16 protein-coding genes and 1 rRNA gene are annotated in these 18,346 nt (G+C 26.2%); 3 read left to right on the plus strand and 14 right to left on the minus strand.

Annotated features, from left to right (window positions below; genetic code table 11):
• Window positions 1-212: ribosomal RNA gene (locus AC4FQ1_RS12215) — 16S ribosomal RNA — on the minus strand; the annotation flags it as partial.
• 256 nt (window positions 213-468) lie between these two features.
• Window positions 469-1,002 carry a hypothetical protein gene (locus AC4FQ1_RS12220; protein WP_303130893.1) on the minus strand — a complete coding sequence of 178 codons (534 nt, stop codon included), beginning with the start codon at window positions 1,000-1,002 and terminating at the stop codon, window positions 469-471.
• A gap of 321 nt (window positions 1,003-1,323) precedes the next feature.
• On the opposite strand from AC4FQ1_RS12220, the gene AC4FQ1_RS12225 reads away from it, so the two are divergent.
• Complete coding sequence (locus AC4FQ1_RS12225) at window positions 1,324-1,815, plus strand: PTS sugar transporter subunit IIA (protein ID WP_491149422.1); 492 nt, start codon at window positions 1,324-1,326, stop codon at window positions 1,813-1,815.
• A gap of 35 nt (window positions 1,816-1,850) precedes the next feature.
• On the opposite strand, the gene AC4FQ1_RS12230 is transcribed toward AC4FQ1_RS12225, so the two are convergent.
• From AC4FQ1_RS12230 to AC4FQ1_RS12245, 4 genes are all read right to left on the minus strand, one after another.
• On the minus strand, window positions 1,851-4,010 hold the full coding sequence (locus tag AC4FQ1_RS12230) for an SdrD B-like domain-containing protein (RefSeq protein ID WP_491169784.1): 2,160 nt from the start codon (window positions 4,008-4,010) through the stop codon (window positions 1,851-1,853).
• Between the two features lie 33 nt (window positions 4,011-4,043).
• Entirely contained in the window at window positions 4,044-4,706 is a 663-nt protein-coding gene (gene srtD / locus AC4FQ1_RS12235) for a class D sortase, LPxTATN-specific (RefSeq protein ID WP_303130898.1), read from the minus strand.
• 43 nt (window positions 4,707-4,749) lie between these two features.
• Window positions 4,750-5,688, minus strand: a complete 939-nt coding sequence (locus AC4FQ1_RS12240) for a GNAT family N-acetyltransferase (protein ID WP_303130900.1) — start codon at window positions 5,686-5,688, stop codon at window positions 4,750-4,752.
• A gap of 314 nt (window positions 5,689-6,002) precedes the next feature.
• Window positions 6,003-6,764 carry a tRNA threonylcarbamoyladenosine dehydratase gene (locus tag AC4FQ1_RS12245; RefSeq protein WP_491149417.1) on the minus strand — a complete coding sequence of 254 codons (762 nt, stop codon included), beginning with the start codon at window positions 6,762-6,764 and terminating at the stop codon, window positions 6,003-6,005.
• A 151-nt stretch (window positions 6,765-6,915) separates the two neighbouring features.
• Between AC4FQ1_RS12245 and AC4FQ1_RS12250 the strand changes: the two genes are divergently transcribed.
• Window positions 6,916-7,608 (plus strand): 5'-methylthioadenosine/adenosylhomocysteine nucleosidase, encoded by a 693-nt coding sequence (locus AC4FQ1_RS12250; RefSeq protein ID WP_491169785.1) that lies wholly within the window; start codon window positions 6,916-6,918, stop codon window positions 7,606-7,608.
• A 62-nt stretch (window positions 7,609-7,670) separates the two neighbouring features.
• On the opposite strand, the gene gad is transcribed toward AC4FQ1_RS12250, so the two are convergent.
• From gad to AC4FQ1_RS12285, 7 genes are all read right to left on the minus strand, one after another.
• Window positions 7,671-9,074, minus strand: a complete 1,404-nt coding sequence (gene gad, locus AC4FQ1_RS12255; protein WP_491169786.1) for a glutamate decarboxylase — start codon at window positions 9,072-9,074, stop codon at window positions 7,671-7,673.
• Between the two features lie 116 nt (window positions 9,075-9,190).
• Window positions 9,191-10,765 (minus strand): glutamate/gamma-aminobutyrate antiporter, encoded by a 1,575-nt coding sequence (gadC, locus tag AC4FQ1_RS12260; RefSeq protein ID WP_491149413.1) that lies wholly within the window; start codon window positions 10,763-10,765, stop codon window positions 9,191-9,193.
• A 589-nt stretch (window positions 10,766-11,354) separates the two neighbouring features.
• A complete protein-coding gene (locus AC4FQ1_RS12265) occupies window positions 11,355-12,851 on the minus strand; it encodes a carboxypeptidase M32 (RefSeq protein WP_491169787.1) in 1,497 nt (498 codons plus the stop codon).
• Window positions 12,852-12,871: 20 nt separating this feature from the next.
• Window positions 12,872-13,048, minus strand: a complete 177-nt coding sequence (locus AC4FQ1_RS12270; RefSeq protein WP_303129105.1) for a hypothetical protein — start codon at window positions 13,046-13,048, stop codon at window positions 12,872-12,874.
• Window positions 13,049-13,226: 178 nt separating this feature from the next.
• Window positions 13,227-14,318 (minus strand): glycerol dehydrogenase, encoded by a 1,092-nt coding sequence (locus AC4FQ1_RS12275; RefSeq protein ID WP_491149409.1) that lies wholly within the window; start codon window positions 14,316-14,318, stop codon window positions 13,227-13,229.
• 147 nt (window positions 14,319-14,465) lie between these two features.
• On the minus strand, window positions 14,466-15,734 hold the full coding sequence (locus AC4FQ1_RS12280; protein WP_491149407.1) for an ABC transporter permease: 1,269 nt from the start codon (window positions 15,732-15,734) through the stop codon (window positions 14,466-14,468).
• Window positions 15,734-16,648, minus strand: coding sequence for an ABC transporter ATP-binding protein (locus tag AC4FQ1_RS12285; protein WP_303129101.1), 915 nt, complete (start codon window positions 16,646-16,648; stop codon window positions 15,734-15,736). Before AC4FQ1_RS12285 ends, AC4FQ1_RS12280 begins: the two co-directional genes overlap by 1 nt.
• A 302-nt stretch (window positions 16,649-16,950) precedes the next feature.
• On the opposite strand from AC4FQ1_RS12285, the gene glsA reads away from it, so the two are divergent.
• A complete protein-coding gene (glsA, locus tag AC4FQ1_RS12290; protein ID WP_303129100.1) occupies window positions 16,951-17,883 on the plus strand; it encodes a glutaminase A in 933 nt (310 codons plus the stop codon).
• A gap of 62 nt (window positions 17,884-17,945) precedes the next feature.
• Here glsA and AC4FQ1_RS12295 read toward each other — a convergent pair whose 3' ends face one another.
• The gene (locus AC4FQ1_RS12295; RefSeq protein ID WP_303129099.1) at window positions 17,946-18,194 is read right to left on the minus strand and encodes a pro-sigmaK processing inhibitor BofA family protein; all 249 of its coding nucleotides are present in this window, start codon (window positions 18,192-18,194) and stop codon (window positions 17,946-17,948) included.
• Between the last annotated feature and the right edge of the window lie 152 nt (window positions 18,195-18,346).

Genomic DNA, 18,346 nt, shown 5'->3' on the forward strand with positions numbered 1-18,346 from the left:
CTCCTTTAATTGCTGTTTCATGCGAAACTACAATCTTATGCGGTATTAATCTTCCTTTCGGAAGGCTATCCCCCTCTACAAGGCAGGTTACCCACGTGTTACTCACCCGTCCGCCGCTAATCCGTTTCCCGAAGGAAACTTCATCGCTCGACTTGCATGTGTTAGGCACGCCGCCAGCGTTCGTCCTGAGCCAGGATCAAACTCTCAATAAAAAGTTTAATCTCGCTCTTAAAACTTACTTGTAAAAAGAATTGCTGGTTCTAAATGTATTTCTATATTCTGTTCAATTTTCAAAGATCATTTTCTCCGTCGCACTCAAGCGACAAGGATTATTATATCTTAAATTATTTCATTAATTGATTAAATTATACATATTTTTTTATATTATTTTTATATTGCTACTATTTTCTATATATTTCTCTATATATCTTATATTGATACACTTGGTATAGTTTCTGCATAACTATCTTATTTATTCGTTATTTTTATGTCCTTTATTATTAAATTACTTTTTTCTAAAACATCTTTATAAAATTCTAAAACATCATAATTATTAAAAAATATAACAAATTTATAATCATAATTACTCCAAATAGTTAAATCATTTCCTAAAATATAAAATGTACTAAATAATATAGACTTAACAGATAACTTCATTATTAATTTTAGGTATTCTAAATTTTCTACAATAAAATATACTGAATTAATATTCTTCTTCCTTAACTTATATAGCAATTCCTTTTCTTTAATTTCAAGTGTTTCTGTCATATTTTCAAATTCTTTATCGTTTAATTTATTACCATAATAATCTACTACTATTGTTTGACCTCTGTTATAAATATCTGATATAAAATTTATAAAACAATTTTCTATTTCCTTATTATTTTTATTTTCTTCATTGTGTGTAATAATTGCATTATTGTATTTATTAAACCCTTCTATTATATTATTAGGTATTATTTTTATTAGCTCATTAACTTTTTCTTTACTTAATGTATTCATAAAATCTCTCCTTTTATTAAGTATAAATAATATTACTTTAACTAAATTAATTTTTAAATAATATTTTTATATAAATACTAAGTTAACATATATTAATTATAGTAAAACATTATAAAAATTTATATTATAAATCTTTATTTATTATTGTTGACACTTTTTTCTATGTAATATATAATTTTATTGTAAACGTGTTACTGAGATAGATCAGGCATAAGTTTAGAACTAAACTTATGCCTTTTTTTTATACTCAATAATATTTTTAATAAAATTAAGCATTTTAATAATTGATATAATATTTTTAAATAGAAAGGATTTGAAATTATGTTTGGGTTTTTTAAGAAAAAAAAGCAAAACGAGTCTTTAAATTTTGTTGCACCAGTTAATGGAAAAGTAATTGAATTATCAGAAGTTCCGGACCCAGTATTTGCTCAAAAAATGGCAGGAGATGGAGTTGCAATAGATACGACTGGGGATATAATTGTAGCTCCTTGTGACGGAGAACTTTCATTAATATTCAAAACTAAACACGCATTTGCTATGACATTAGATAATGGAATAGAGATATTAGTTCACATAGGAATTGAAACTGTATCTCTTAAAGGAGAAGGATTTAAACAATTAATTGAACAAGGAACTAAAGTTAAAGCAGGAACTCCAATAATTAAAATAGATAGAAACTTTATTAAAAGTAAAGGATTATCATTAATTACTCCTGTTCTTATAACAAATCCTGATAGCGTAAAATCAATAGATAAAAAAATAAATATTGATGCAATAGCTGGAGAAACAATTATTATGGAATATAGTTTATAAAAAATAACTCATTGCTTAAAGCAATGAGTTATTTTTTATTGTAATTTTATCCTTCTTGTAATTAAACATATTATACTACCTAATATAACCATAATAATACCTGTAACAATATACTTCTCTATATCTAAGCTTGTTTTAGGTAAATCAGTTACATCAGCCTTTTTTATATTATTTTCATATAAAGCCAAGCTTACCGTATTATCATGTTCTCCAGATTTTAATTTTATAGTTCTACTTTTATAACTTTTAATATTTTCATTTTCTTTATTTACTATATTATAATTATCTGGTACTTCAAAAACTGTGTAATAATTCCCAGGCTCTAAATTTTTAAAATTATATATTCCATTATCATCAGTTTTTGTAAGAAATAATAATTTGCCATCTGAATCACATAAAAATACATTTATATTAGGAATTCCATTTTCATTATTATCTTTTTTACCATTTTTATTTTTGTCATTCCAAACAATGCTTCCTATGCTTCCTGTTCTCACTAAACCTGCATTTATAGTTACTCTTCTTCTATCTGAATTTAATTCTATATTTTCACTAAACCCACTTGTATTAACGTTACTATATTTACTATTTAAATTAGACTTCTGTTTAGTAAAATTATTATAGTTATCAGGTAAAGTTACATTTATTTTGTATTTACCATCTTGTAAATTATTAAATTTAACTTTTCCTTCTTCATCAGTGGTTTTAATAGATACTTCCTTTCCAAAAATATCTTTAGCAATATTTCCATCACTATCTACAAGCTTAACCTTAACTTTAGGTATTCCAAATTCATCATCATCCTTTATACCATTAAAGTTTTTATCTTCCCATACATAAGCATTTATCTCACCTTTAAATAACATTCCAACATTTAAATTGTCATAATATTTTCCTTTTTCAATATTAATTAAATTACTTGTTCCACTTTTATCAACACTATTTCCGTATGTTAGCTCTCTATTCTTTGGTGAAAAGTCACTATATTTATCCGGCTTAATTGCTTTTATAAAATATGTCCCTGGCATTAAATCTGAAAATTCGTATATTCCTTCCGAATTTGTTTTTGTGCTTTTTATAAAATTACCATCTTTAGAGAATAAATTAATTTTTACATCACTTATTCCTTTTTCCTTCAAATCCTTTATTCCATTTGAATTTTTATCTTCCCATACTCTACTTTTTATTTTAGCTTTGTGTAAAGCTACATCTAAATCATTTTTAACTTCTCCTGATAATAAAGTAAAACTACTTGTTTCCCAATTATTATTTATTTTATTTTCTCTCTTATTTATTGTTGGTAAATAAGCCTTTGTTTCATCAATAAATCTTAAATTATATTTCCCAGGCATTATTTCTTTAAAACTATAATGTCCATTTATATCAGTTCTATTTGTACTTATAAGCTTTCCATCTTTATATAATTGTACAATTATATTTTTTATACCACCTTCACCATCATCAAACTTTCCATTCCAATTTATATCATTCCATACATAACTATTTATTGTAATAGGATTTGTTAATCCAGCATCAATACTATAATTTTTCATATCTTTTGTTACATTTATAATATTTGTAATACCTTCTTTGTTAAAATCATTATCAAGATTTAAATCATCACCAGTTTTATAGTCAGTAATCATTTTATACTTACTATCTTTACTTATTTTTATACGATAACTTCCCTCATCTAAATCTTTAAAAACATATCTTCCAAAAATATCTGTTTTTGTTTTTGCAACTTCTTGTCCATTCCTATTTAAAATAAATATTTCTACTCCTGGTACTAGTTGTTCGCTATCATCTTGTATTCCGTTACCATTTGTATCATGCCACACTTTTCCCCCAAGAGATGCTTTTTCATACTCTACATTCTCATCTAATTTTGGTGAATAATTTTTTATATTATTATCTAAAATATTTTTATATTCTTTTATATATAAATCTCTATTTTCTGATAAGGCTCTTTCATAATCCTTTTCAAAGCTTTCTGTCTTGCAAGCATTATCTTCTAAATATGGAAAACTATAATATAAATCTTTACTTGTATCTTGTTTATTTATTTCTAATTCAGTTTTATTATCATCAGCATATACATAACTTACTCCAGTAAGTTGAATAAACTGAAATACCATAGAAATTGCTAGCGTAAGCCCTAGCCACCTAATCTTTTTATTATTATTCCTTATCATAATTATAAATCACCTTATTTTTCTTGAGTATTATTAGTTTATTAAATCAAGCTTTACAATAAATCTTTCCGGAGCATGTCCAAGATAATTAAAAGGATAGCATGTAACTAATGTAAGGCTTGGGTTATTTTTTTGCGCTAAAATTGATTCGTCATCAGGAGTTGTGATATAAGTTCTCTTAACTTTAAATTTATATGTATTATTTAAACTTTCTATATCAACTTCATCCCCAACCTTTATATTTTCTAAAAAACCAAAAGTCGTTTCTCTATGACCAAGTATAATTGCAGTGCCATTTTCACCTGGATATATTCCATTATCATAAAGAGTAGCTCCACCTCTTAAATTTTCTTCTGTAGCTCCCATTAATATAGGTATTTGCTCTCCAGTCTTTTTTACTATAACTTTTCCTATTATATCTTTTCCATCAACCGTTACAGATGGATATTTATTTTTACTAACATTATTGTTCTTTTTATCATCTTTAACATTTTTATTACTATTAACTTTAGTATCTTGTTTTTGTTTATCCCACTCGTTTATATTTTTTGATATATCATGTTTATCTAAATAAATTTCAAAAAATGGATATGATATAGTACCCAATCCAGCTATTATTAAAATTATTCCTATAATTTTAGTTATTCTAAATCTTCTTTTCTTTTTAACTGAAACTCCTTTATCCTCTCTACTCATATTACACCCCGATTAATTTTAATAATTTTATTATTTATATAAATTAAGTTTGTCCTTTTATTTTGTAATAAGTCTTATGATCTTGCCACATACCATTTATAAAAAGATACTTTTCATTAATTCCAAGTTCTTTAAATCCATTTGCTAAAAGAACCCTTTTTGATTTCTCATTATTCAATAATACAGATGCCTCAACTCTATGAAGATCTAAATCCTTAAACGCATAATTAACAGTTAGATTAACAGCTTCTTTCATATATCCCATACCTTGATATTTTTCATCTATTGAATATCCTAAGACAGCACTTTTAAATACTCCGTATACTATATTTGATAATCTTAGCTTTCCTATCAAATTATTATCTTTTATAATAGCTAAATCAACAGCTGTCCCATTTAAAAATTGTTTATAACTTTCATTTAATGACTCTCTTTGAGTTTCTATTGTATAAAAATCTAAATCTCTTGTTGGTTCAAATTTTTCAAGATGCTTTTCATTTCTAATATAATAATCTAGTAATTCATCTGCATCATTAGGAGTAAAATTTCTTAAAATAATATTTTTTCCTTTTAATTTAACCATAGGAGCGCAATTTTTATATACATAATCTTCTCTATTAATTCCTAATATAAGTTCATCTTTATAAATTCCATTAGAAAAGGTATTATTAGATAATATTCCTTCCAATATAAATCCTAAATCTAAAAAGGGTGAAAGATTCATATCTTCAATTACTTTTATATTAACTTTAAAAATATTCTTATCTTTAAATATCGCCCTTAAAAGCATCTCTAAAGTTTCTCTTAATAAATTATAGTCATATTCTCTATAAAATTTTAAATCAAGGTTACATCTCTTATTAGATTGATCTAATTCTGATATTTCAAACCTACCTATATTTATATTATTTTTATCTTTAATAATATACTCTTTATGGCTTCCTTTATTTAAAATTATACTTACATTATTGCTTAATGACATACTTAATTCTCCTAAAATAATAGTCTTATAACAATATTATATATTATACTTATATGTTTACAAGAGATTACTTACCTTATTTCTAACAATATCTATATACAAAAAAATCCACCTTTGTATTATTTTAAAGATGGATTTTCAAAAAGTTATCCCCAATTTTATCAACATGTTGTTGATAACTTTTATTTTAAACACTATATATTGTGGTAAACATGCTGTTGTATATGTGAACATTTTGATTTTTTATATCGATAATAGTCATTTTTTATCCAATTTTTGTAAAACAATTAATAAAGTTATCCACAATTTATTTTTTAATTATTAATTCCTAATAAATCTTTTATAACTTCTCCTCCAATTATCATCCCAGCAACTGGTGGAACAAAAGATATACTTCCAGGTATCTGTCTCTTTTCTGCACATTTTTTTGTTCCTCCTGTGCATACACATCCAGTTTTACATGTAACTACATCTTCAGTTCTTGGTTTTGTTGGAAGTTCTTCTGAATATACAACTTTAAGTTTTTTAACACCTCTATTTTTAAGCTCTCTTCTCATAACTTTAGCTAAAGGACATACTTTTGTTTTAAATATATCTGATACTTTAAACTGAGTTGGATCAAACTTATTTCCAGTTCCCATAGAACTTATAATTTTTATATCATTTTCATAACAATATTTTGCTAAAGCAATTTTTGCACTTACAGTATCAATTGCATCAACTACATAATCTATATCATCTGTAATAAAATCTTCTATATTATCTGGTGTAACAAATGTCTGATAAGTTGTGACATTACATTTATGATTTATACTTAATATTCTTTCTTTCATAACATCTACTTTAACTTTACTTATTGTGTTATATGTTGCATGTATTTGTCTATTTAAATTTGTAAGACATACCGTATCATCATCAACTAAAACTAAGTTGCCAACTCCAGCTCTAGTTAAAGCTTCAACAGTGAAACTACCAACTCCACCTACTCCAAATACTATTACTTTTGAATTTTTTAATTTATCTAAACCTTCTTTTCCTATAAGTAACTCTGTTCTTGATAAAGCGTGTTGTGCCATCTTTTTATCTCCTTTTGTATAAAATATTTATTTATATTTTATTTTATATTATATCCTTATACAAGTATTTAATTATATAACTTGTATGTTTACTATAAAGATTATTAAGTCTATAATATAATCTATACTATTAAAAACGGAGGATTAATTTATGGTAATAGGTATTATAAGCGCAATGAGCGAAGAATTAGAAATTCTTTTAAAAGATATGAAAGTTACAGAAGCAAAAACTAAAGCAAAAATGAAATTTTACAAAGGAATACTTTGGGGCAAAGATGTTGTTGCTGTAGTTTCAGGAATTGGTAAAGTTAACGCTGCTGTATGTACTCAAATACTTATATCAGAATATAATGTTGATAGAGTTATAAATGTTGGTGTTGCCGGTGGTATAGGTATGGATATATATCCTGGAGATGTTGTAATTGCTGAAAATTTAGTTCAATATGATATGGATACAACAGTATTCGGAGATAGACATGGTCAAATTCCAAGATTAGATACATTTGATTTTATATGTGATAATGACTTAGTTAATGTTTGTAAAAAAGCATGCGATGAAATAGAAGGTTTTAATACTTTTTCAGGAAGAATAGTTTCAGGTGATCAATTCGTTGCAAGTGTTGAAAAAATAAAATGGCTTGAAAAAGAATTTGAAGCTAAAGCCGTTGAAATGGAAGGTGCAAGTATTGCCCATGTTTGTTACTTAAATAATATTCCATTTGTAGTTATTAGATCAATTTCTGATAATGCAAATAATGGTGCACATATGGATTATGAAAAATTCACACCAATTGGAGTTAAAAACTCAACTACTATACTTAAAGGTATGATAGAAAAATTATAATAAAAAAGCTATTATATAGAATTTCTATATAATAGCTTTTTAAATTTAAATACTAATATTTATTAGTGAGTGAATCCGTATGCACCCTTCTTAGTTTCTCTATCTTGAAGTACACGAGCTTTATTAAGAGCTTCAATTCCTTCTTTAATATCTTGCATTAATTGTTCTGCCATATTATGTCCAAGGTCAGCACGACATACAATACGTTGAATTATTACATCTTGTAAATTTTCTGGTAATGGATAAGCTGGTACTTGCCATCCCTTCATTAATAATCTATCAGCTAAATCATATAATGTCCATTCCACATTAGCATCTTCTTTTAATTTAAAGCATACTATTGGTAGATTTGATCCATCATTATATATTTCAAATAAGCCAAGGTTTTCTATTTCTTTTGCTAGGTACATAGCTACATCTTTTGTTCTTTGATGTATTTTTCTATATCCTTCAAATCCATATCTTAAGAAATTATAATATTGACCTATAATTTGACTTGCACTTCTTGAGAAGTTAATAGCCATTGTTGGTAATTTACCACCTAAATAACTTACTTCAAATACTAATTCTTTTGGTAAGAATTGTTCATCTTTCCAAAGTACCCAACCTATTCCAGGATAAACAAGTCCATATTTGTGACCTGATGTACTAATTGAAACAACATTTTTTAATCTAAAATCCCATTCTAAATTTGGTTCAATAAATGGTGCAAATAATCCACCTGAAGCCCCATCAACATGAATTGGAACTGATATTTTTGCAGTTTTATTGTATTCTTCAATTTTCTTATCTAATGCTTTAATATCATCATATTTACCAGTATAAGTTATACCTAATATACCAACTACACCTATTGTATATTCATCAACATAATCTAATACCTTATCTATATTTAAACTCATATGTTCTTCATCTAATGGAACTAATCTCATTTCTATATCCCAATATACACAGAATTTTTCCCAACATACTTGGTATCCTGATGATACTACTAGATTTGGTTTTTTAGCATTTATATCTATTCCAGCTTCCTTAGCTCTATTTCTCCATCTAAACTTCATTGCCATACCACCTAGCATACAAGCTTCTGATGATCCAACTGTTGAAGTACCCATATATTTCATATCTTCTGGAGCATGCCATAAATCAGCAAGTATATTTACACATCTATTTTCAAGTTCAGTTGTTTGAGGATATTCTGATTTATCTATTGCATTTTTTTCTAATGTTTCTGCCATAATTTCAGTTGCTTCTGGTTCCATGTAAGTTTGACAGAATGTAGCTAAGTTCATTCTTGCATTACCTTCATCCATTAATTCATCCTTAACCAATCTGTATGCTATTCTTGGTTCTATTGGATTTTTGTGAAGTGTATATCTTGGTAATTCAACATCTTCCTCCTCAGTACCAAATATAGGTGTTCTGTAAGTGTCCTTTAATTTTTTATCATCTCTACTAAATAACATTTTAAGTTCCTCCCTAAATATATTTTTATCTTATGTTCATCATTGGGTAGTTTAGTAGTAAATGCCATCTGCCGTGGTGAACCTTAATATATAAATTTTCTATATTTTGCTATTAATTACTTTTCATTAACATAATCTTGAACATGTTGCATTGTATCAGCTTGTTGCATAACATCTTCTGGATTAGGATTAATATGATGTTCTCCTCTTGCCATTGGATGTACAAATCCATTAACTTCATGATGTTTAATTCTAGTAACTTTTGGTTTAACATCATTATGCTCTGATTTATCATGTAATGCATATATAGCAAATGGAATTATAACTGCAATTACAAAGCTTATTACTAATATTGTTTCATATTCAGTAACACTCTTTCCTGTTAAACTGCTTGGTGGTACAAATGAAATTACTAATGAAAGGATTGACATTATTAATCCTGCTGCCCCAACTATAGTTTTAACTACATGTCCACCTGGAATTTGATAAGCTCTCTTTAAATTATTTTTCTTGTATATTAATACAAAGTAACCAATAAAGAATAATATATATCCAACTAAGTAAATTACAACTGTTAATGAAATTGCTGTTAAGAATGAAACGTTGTTACCACCGCCTCCAAATGTTAAAACAGCTGCCCATATTGTAACTACTATTCCTTGAACCATTATTAATGGAACTGGAACATTATGTTTATTAACTTTTCTTAATTTTTTTGGAAGAATACCTTTTTGAGCTGCTACATACATACCTCTTGAAGGACCAACAACCCATGCACTAACTTCTCCCATAACTCCTACTGCAATCATTAATGCTATTATTTTTACAAGCCATCCAAGACTATCACTAAAATGTCCTATTAGAGCTTGGAATGTTTGAACAACACCTGCACTTAAATTTAATTCTGATTGAGGTATTACAGCAGCAACACCTAATCCACCTACAGTATTTAAGATAATAGCTATTATGACTAATATAATCATTGCTAAAGGATAATCTCTTTTTGGATTAATCATTTCATTAACATGAGATGCTGATGCTTCAACTCCCATATATGCTAATATAAATGATACAAATACAACTAATGTATTAACTTTTGTAAAATCTGGTACAAATGTACTTCCGCTTATTTTTACATCAATTGGGTTTCCGCCAGCAACATAAGCTATTACTAAACAAAATAAAATTATTGCTGGTATAACTATTCCTACTATAAATCCTGTCTTTGCTATTTTTGCTGTATTTTTTGTTCCACCTAATTGTGAAAATGTTAAAATCCAAAATATTACTAAAACACCTATAAATTTTATAATTGGATTAGTATTAAGTGCTGGAAAATCAAATACATATGATAGCGCCCCTAATATAAAATAAATCATTGTTACAAATCCAACAGTTATTTGAAACCATTGAAAGAATATTGCTGCAAATCCAAATCTTTCACCTAATGTATTTCCTACCCATGCAAATATTCCACCTTCTTGCCAACCATCAACTGTAGCCATTTCTGCTGCGCATAAAGCTACTGGTAAGAACCATAAAAATCCGCCTAGTAATAAGAAAAATACTAAATGAAAACCTGAAGTTGCGAATGTTGGATATTCATATACTGTCATTACCATGGATGCTGTTATTGCGAAGAATCCAAATAAAGTTAAACTTTTTTTACTTTCCACTGATCCATTATCCATAATTTTACGCTCCTTCAATATTTATTTTTCAATGAACTAATATTCTTAAATTTGTCGACAAGCTTAAAAATTAATTCAGCTTTTACACAAAGTATAGCAACTATAGTATTTAATTCAAAATTTAAATTTCATTATAATACGCCACAAAATCCTAAAAATTATTATTATAAGTAATTTAATTAAATTATTATTTGATAACTTAATATTAATAAGTATTTCATAGTATATATACTAATATCATTTTGATAAGTCTAGAAAACCTTGAGAATTAGCCATTTCCCTCATTTTCACCATCATATTGTATATTTATTAATTTTAAAAACCCAATAAATAAGCCATTTTAATCGTTTTCAAAGAGGTCTGTAAAAACTTTTTTTATTCAATTAATTACTAATTATTAAAATTTGTTACTTTTATCAATTTATATACACATATTCTATAACTTTCTTACTAATTTGTTTACTTGTTTATATTTTGTTAAGTTAAATTGAATATTTTTTTATATAATTTATTAATTTACTGTAATTTAAACAAAAATAAAGCAGTATTTTTTTATTTTTACAAAATACTGCTTTAAGTTTTAACTTATTTATTTATATATTTCTAAATACTTATTTTCTAAATATTTTATAAAATATTTAGGATTTAATTCTTCTCCACTAACTTTTAATATTATTTCACTAGGTGAATATAAACTAGCATACTTATGAATATTCTCATTTAACCAATTATGAATTCCATATAAGTTTCCCATTCTTATATCATCATACATAGATTTATAATCTTTTTTCATAACTTCTAATATTTGAGCTCCATACAAATTCCCTAATGCATAACTTGGAAAATATCCAAATGAACCATCTGACCAATGAACATCTTGTAATATTCCTTCACTATCATTTGATGGTTCTACTCCTAAGTACTCTTTGTATTTTTTATTCCATTCTTCTTTTACATCATCTATATCTAGATTTCCATTTATAAGCGCTTTCTCAATTTCATATCTTATTATTATATGCAGACTATATGTTAATTCATCTGCTTCTGTTCTTATAAGAGAAGGCTTTACATAATTTATAGCTTCATAAAATTCATCTAAACTTATATCTTTAAATTGTTCAAACTCATATTTTACAAACGGTAAAAAGTACTCCCAAAATTCCTTACTTCTTCCTATAATATTTTCATAAAATCTTGATTGTGATTCATGAATACTCATTGAAAGAGCTGTATCTAATCCTGTTTTTTGAAATTCATCTGGAATATCTTGATCATATATTCCATGACCACCTTCATGTATACAACTAAATAATGCTGATGTAAAATCAGGTATATTATAATTTGTTGTTATTCTTACATCCTTGTTCCCAAAGCTAGTTGTAAAAGGATGCATACTTTCATCTAATCTTCCAGCTTCAAAATCATATCCCATCTTATTTAATATAAACTTTGATATCTTTTCTTGAGAATTTTTATTAAATTCCCCTAATAAAAAACTTTTATCTATTATCTTTCCACTAGAATTTATTTTTTCAAGTATATTTAATATTCCTTCTTTAAGTTCTCCAAAAACTTTATCAAGTTTATTAACAGTTAAACCTTCTTCATATTTATTTAATAACGTATCATACTTATTATCTTTGTATCCTAAATACTCTATAAATTCTTTTTGAAAATCTATTATATTCTTTAAATGTGGTTTAAATATTTCAAAATCCTTCTTTTCTTTAGCTTCTTCCCATGCATTTTGAGAAAGTGCTTGAGCCACCACAAATTTTCTATATCTATCTTCCGGAATCTTCTTTGTTTCATTATACTCTTTTCTTGCATTTTTAATTATAGCCTTATCAATTTCATTTAAGCCTTCCACATTTTTATCAAAATAGCTTAATAACTTTTCCATATTATCTGATGTTGTCATTTTAAATACTTCACCTGATAAATGTTCAATTATCTCTGATCTTTGCTCTATAGCCTTCTTAGGCATTTTAGTTTGCATATCCCAATAAATAATCTCTAAAGCCCCTATTGTTTTTTGTATATTTTTAATATACTCTTTTAATTCTTTTAATTTTTCTTCTCTCATTGCCCCAAAATCTCCTTATTTTAATATTCTTCATTAAAGTACAGTACAGATTCAGTTTCCCTACAATACTTTGTTATTATACATTCACTTAACTTTCTTGGACATTTAAAACACACACATTGTAAGTCATTTCCTTTGCAATTACCATTCTTTTTTTCCGGACATTCTAAACAATTAACTCCAACTCCTGCTGCCATTAAATATTCCCCCTATATTTTAAATTTAAATTTATATTATATTTAAATAAATTATATTATAAATAATTTATACTATTAATTATAACTTTATTTTTAAATTAAAACATATAAATTTAACATAAATAAAAATAACGTAGAAATTAAATTTCTACGTTATTTTTATTTATGTTATAAATTTTTATATGTATTGTTCTCCTAATGAGTTAGCTGTAAGTATAGCATTAAATACTTCTTCAACTTTAACTCCACCTAGAGTATTATGTATAGTTTCACCTTCAGCACAAGCTGCAACTGCAACTTTCATTATGTCATCTTTATTAACTTCTTTTAATCCAATTTGCTTAAGAGTTATTGGAAGATTTACATCTAAACAGAAGTTTATAACCTCTTCTATTTCTTCCATAGGTCTATCTTCTAATATTAATTGTACTAATGTACCAAATGCAACTATTTCTCCGTGCATATACTTTTCACATTCTTCAAGAACTGTAAATCCATTATATATTGAGTGTGCTGCAGCAAGACCACCATTTTCTGCTCCAACTCCACTTAAATAAGTTGATGCTTCTAAAACTTTTTCAACAGCAGGAGTAGATACTGAATTTTCAACAGCTAATTTAGCTTTTAATCCATAATCTAATAATATTTCATAGCAAAGTTTTGCAAGTGCATAACCTGCTTGAGATACTGCACCTGAAACAAGATTAGGTGACTTAGCATTTAAACAAGTTCTTGCTTCAAAGAAAGTTGCAAGTGCATCTCCCATTCCAGCAACGAAAAATCTAACTGGAGCCTTAGAGATAATTGTACTATCAACTAATACAAGATCTGGATTCTTTGGATAGAATAAATATTCACTAAATTCACCATCTTCTTTGTATACAACTGAAAGTGCAGTACAAGGAGAATCTGTTGCTGCTATTGTTGGTATTATAACAACTGGTATTTCTTCAAAATGTCCAACTGCTTTAACAGTATCAAAAGTCTTTCCTCCTCCGATACCTATTATTGCATCACAATTATTGCTTTTTATAGCGTCTTGTAGTCTTTCAATTTCTTTCTTAGTACTTTGACCATTAAAAAGTTCAAAGAAAATATTTTTTTCACTGTTTTCAAAACACTTTTCAATAGTTTCTTTCATCATATTCATAACAAATGAATCAGCTACAATAAGAAAAGATTTTCCTAATGTTTCTACATGATTTTTTAATTCTAAAATTGCATTTTCACCTTGAACGTATCTTGAAGGTGCTCTCATAATTTTAAGCATTTAATCATCTCCATTTTTTTAATTTAATTCAATATTGTTAATAAATTAGCATGTTTATTATATATTTTTTAATTAAATATGTAAATACTAAAAAAAAATGTAAACGTAATATAGAACAAGGTTTTTTTAACCTTGTTCTTTTTATAGTTACATAAGCATATCTCTTCTACTAAATACAATGTGAGATACAATATAAGAAATAACAATTGTTATTATCATTATTATTATTCCTAACTTAGGTGTAAAATATATATTACTATGATAATTAAATGCTATATCTCCACTTATAATACTTGGAGTATTGCCATAATTTAAGAAAATATATTGTGCAATTTCAGAAAATTTTTCACTTACCATAGGCAATACAGTTGCTGCAACTGATATAATTACTGAAACTGCCATTGTTATCATACTACTCTTAAATATAGCTGATATCATAAATATAAATGCACAACAAGTTATTATAAATAAAACTTGCAATAAGAAACTCTTAAGAACAAAATCTCCCATAGTTGATTGATATCCTGAACCTATAACTTTCTCTAACTGCTTAAATCCATCTCTTAAGAATACTTCTTGATTTATTTGGTATTTAATTCCAAGTTGAACCGGCATTTTTAAATCAGCAAATCCTGTAATTGCACCAACAATTCCAAACGTTGCAAGTTCTACACCACATATCATAGAAACAACAGTTATTATTACCGCTATAAATTTTGATAATATAACTTTTGCTCTTGATATAGGTTGAACCAATAAAAATTTAACTGTTGCTGGAGTAAATTCTCCTGAAACTATATCACTCATAAATACAGCTATACCAGAAACTAATATAACCATTCCTAATATCATCATTCCTTGAATAGCTAAATTGCCAGGATAAAACTCCCATTGTTCTATTGGTTTAATATTGTTATCTAAAAAATATTGCTTTTTTTCTATTTCTCTTTTTAAATCTTCTATATGTGCCTTATTTTCTTCATGTAGTTCCATACTATTTATGCTATTTTTTAGTTCTTTTATATCAGACCTTAATGAATCTCTCCAATCAATTGTTTTCTCACCACTTAATAATTGTTCCTGAATTTTTCTATCATCTTCTAATCTTTTAATTTCACCTTTAAGATATAAAATATGTTCTTCTTGTGATTTTATAACATCTTTACTTTCATTTTTAGATTTAAGTTCATTTAAACTATTTGTTGAATTTTTAAGTTCCTCCTTTTGCCATTTTAAATTATTATCTATCATTTCTATTTGACCTTGAGGAGATCTCCAGTGTTCCATATCATTTGCACTTATCTTATGAACAGTAACTAATCCAATCATTGCTAAGCAAAATAATCCAAATACAACCCAAGTTTTTCCTCTTTTAAGTATTTTAATTAACTCATTCTTAATTAAGGTAAATAACATTATCTTATACCTCCTTCAACAAGTTCCATATATCTTTGCTCTAAACCTTCCCTATTTTTATAAACTTCTTCTATTGATATTTTTTCATTAACTAATGTTTTAATAAGCTCAGGAGTTGTTCCTGAGTGTATAACAACATTTATTCTAGAATCTAATATAGTTGAAGTTATTACAAAAGGTTGTCTTGAAAGTATTTCACAAACTTTATTTTGATCATTATTAATAATTAATGTTATACTCTCTTTTTCTGTTCCAGTTACTGCATCCTCCATATTTTCAACAGCTTTTATGACCCCATCATTTATAAATGCAACAGTATCACATAATTGTTGAACCTCACTTAATATATGAGAGGATATAAATACAGCCATACCTCTTTCTCTTGCTGCTTTTTTTACTATTTCTCTAAAATCTATAATTCCTGATGGGTCTAATCCATTTGTAGGTTCATCTAATATTAATAACCTTGGATTTCCTATAAGCGCTGCTGCAAGCCCAAGTCTTTGTTTCATTCCTAAAGAATATTTTTTAACTTTATCATTAATCCTATGTTCTAACCCAACAAGTTTTATAAGCTCATTAACTTCTTCTTTTTTTACATTTCTTATTCTTGCAATTTGCATTAAGTTTTCTCTTCCTGAAAGATATTTATAAAGTTCAGGATTTTCAACAACTGCTCCAACATCTTTTAAAGCTTTTTCTTTATTTTTAAATAAATCTTCTCCACATATTTTAACTTCTCCAGAAGTAGGTTTTATAAGTCCTACTAACATTCTTATAGTTGTTGTTTTACCAGCTCCATTTGGACCTAAGAAACCATATATTTCTCCCTCTTTTACCTCAAAATTTAAATTTTTTATTATTTCACGTCTTCCGATTACTTTTTTAAGATTTTTAACCTCTAAAACATTCATTTAGTAACCTCCCTAACTTTTCTATAATAAAATTATAAATGTAACTTCTTAATATAAAACATTATTATTTCTTATTAAATTCTTAACAAATTCTTAATTGCTATATATAAAAACAACTCATGCTTAAATTAATTAATTTTTAAATATATAAAAATTAATTATTTATAAATCATTCGTTTACTTTATTTTAACTAACCATGTAAATATTCATTTTAAGTTAATTGAATAGATAATTTTACAGTGATATGCTTTAGCTATACACCAAATAATAGACGAAAATAAATTAAAAATGAGGTGAATTTATGAATATAAATAAAGTAAACTTAAACTACTTAATAGAAAAAAATAAAATATATATTGAAGATGGACATGTCGCTACATATATACCAGCTCTTGCAGAAGTTAATCCTAATCAACTAGGTATTTCAATCTATAATCTAGAAAATAATAGAGAATATTCAGCAGGTGAATGTGAAGTAAGATTTGCAATAGAAAGTATTTCTAAGGTTCCAGCCTTAATACTTGCTATATTGGATAACGGAATTGAAAATGTATTTAATGAAGTTGGTACAGAACCAACTGGGTTTGCATTCAATTCTATTATGAATATGCAAATAAATCATAGAAATAAACCAACTAATCCATTTATAAACGCTGGCGCAATTAAAGTAAATTCTCTTATTAAAGGTAAAAATTCAGAAGAAAGATCAAGGAGAATATTAGATTTCTTTAAAAAAATAATGGATGATGATGAAATTGAATTAAATACTGAAATTTATTTATCTGAAAAAGCTACTGGGGATGTTAATAGATCTCTTGCTTATTATATGAAAGGAAATAATATGATTAAAGGTGATATACCTGATATATTAGATTCTTACTTTAGACAATGTTCTATGCTTGTAACTGCAAAAGGCTTAGCTAGAATGGGTGCAGTACTTGCAAATGAAGGTGTTATGCCTTGGAATAATGAAAGATTATTTTCAATAGAAACAGCTACTGTTGTTAAATCATTAATGACTACTTGTGGGTTATACGATGAATCTGGAACATTTTCTGTTCATGTTGGTGTTCCTTCAAAAAGTGGTGTTGGTGGTGGTATTATATCATCAGTTCCTAGTAAATGTGGTATAGGTTTATTCAGTCCTGCTCTTGATAAATACGGAAATAGTATTGCTAGCATAAAATTGCTTAAAGATATAACAGATAAATTAGAATTAGATATATTTAGATAGTTTATATTTCATTATATAAAAATAAGTCATTTATCAAATTATTATTGATAAATGACTTATTTTTATAAAAACATCTGAAATAATATTATAGCTATAACTCCTGGTATTCCAAATATTCCAGCAATAAGTGCAGTTATAATATTAATCCCAATATGTATACCAAAGTTTACTCCTATTAAATTAATAATATACAACAATATTACTCCACATATCCCATTTAATAGTAACTTAATTGGCCATTTTAATAATTTTAAAAGAACATATAATATTATAATTCCTATTATTCCATAGATAATTAATTCAATATCCATAATCTCACCTTCTTTATTTTAAATCTTATTTTATATATACATAAGTTTTTTTCTATTTATAACTATTCTATTATTAATTTCTATTATTCATAATAATGGACAAATTTTATAATATTAATACATAAATAAGAAACTAATTTTAAATTTTAAGT

The organism is Clostridium sp. TJA020, assembly GCF_058310295.1.

Excerpts from the sequence above, each read along its gene's own strand:
- AC4FQ1_RS12220 (WP_303130893.1), bottom strand. The coding sequence starts at position 1,002 with ATGAATACATTAAGTAAAGAAAAAGTTAATGAGCTAATAAAAATAATA.
- AC4FQ1_RS12225 (WP_491149422.1), top strand. The coding sequence starts at position 1,324 with ATGTTTGGGTTTTTTAAGAAAAAAAAGCAAAACGAGTCTTTAAATTTT.
- AC4FQ1_RS12230 (WP_491169784.1), bottom strand. The coding sequence starts at position 4,010 with ATGATAAGGAATAATAATAAAAAGATTAGGTGGCTAGGGCTTACGCTA.
- srtD (WP_303130898.1), bottom strand. The coding sequence starts at position 4,706 with ATGAGTAGAGAGGATAAAGGAGTTTCAGTTAAAAAGAAAAGAAGATTT.
- AC4FQ1_RS12240 (WP_303130900.1), bottom strand. The coding sequence starts at position 5,688 with ATGTCATTAAGCAATAATGTAAGTATAATTTTAAATAAAGGAAGCCAT.
- AC4FQ1_RS12245 (WP_491149417.1), bottom strand. The coding sequence starts at position 6,764 with ATGGCACAACACGCTTTATCAAGAACAGAGTTACTTATAGGAAAAGAA.
- AC4FQ1_RS12250 (WP_491169785.1), top strand. The coding sequence starts at position 6,916 with ATGGTAATAGGTATTATAAGCGCAATGAGCGAAGAATTAGAAATTCTT.
- gad (WP_491169786.1), bottom strand. The coding sequence starts at position 9,074 with ATGTTATTTAGTAGAGATGATAAAAAATTAAAGGACACTTACAGAACA.
- gadC (WP_491149413.1), bottom strand. The coding sequence starts at position 10,765 with ATGGATAATGGATCAGTGGAAAGTAAAAAAAGTTTAACTTTATTTGGA.
- AC4FQ1_RS12265 (WP_491169787.1), bottom strand. The coding sequence starts at position 12,851 with ATGAGAGAAGAAAAATTAAAAGAATTAAAAGAGTATATTAAAAATATA.
- AC4FQ1_RS12270 (WP_303129105.1), bottom strand. The coding sequence starts at position 13,048 with ATGGCAGCAGGAGTTGGAGTTAATTGTTTAGAATGTCCGGAAAAAAAG.
- AC4FQ1_RS12275 (WP_491149409.1), bottom strand. The coding sequence starts at position 14,318 with ATGCTTAAAATTATGAGAGCACCTTCAAGATACGTTCAAGGTGAAAAT.
- AC4FQ1_RS12280 (WP_491149407.1), bottom strand. The coding sequence starts at position 15,734 with ATGTTATTTACCTTAATTAAGAATGAGTTAATTAAAATACTTAAAAGA.
- AC4FQ1_RS12285 (WP_303129101.1), bottom strand. The coding sequence starts at position 16,648 with ATGAATGTTTTAGAGGTTAAAAATCTTAAAAAAGTAATCGGAAGACGT.
- glsA (WP_303129100.1), top strand. The coding sequence starts at position 16,951 with ATGAATATAAATAAAGTAAACTTAAACTACTTAATAGAAAAAAATAAA.
- AC4FQ1_RS12295 (WP_303129099.1), bottom strand. The coding sequence starts at position 18,194 with ATGGATATTGAATTAATTATCTATGGAATAATAGGAATTATAATATTA.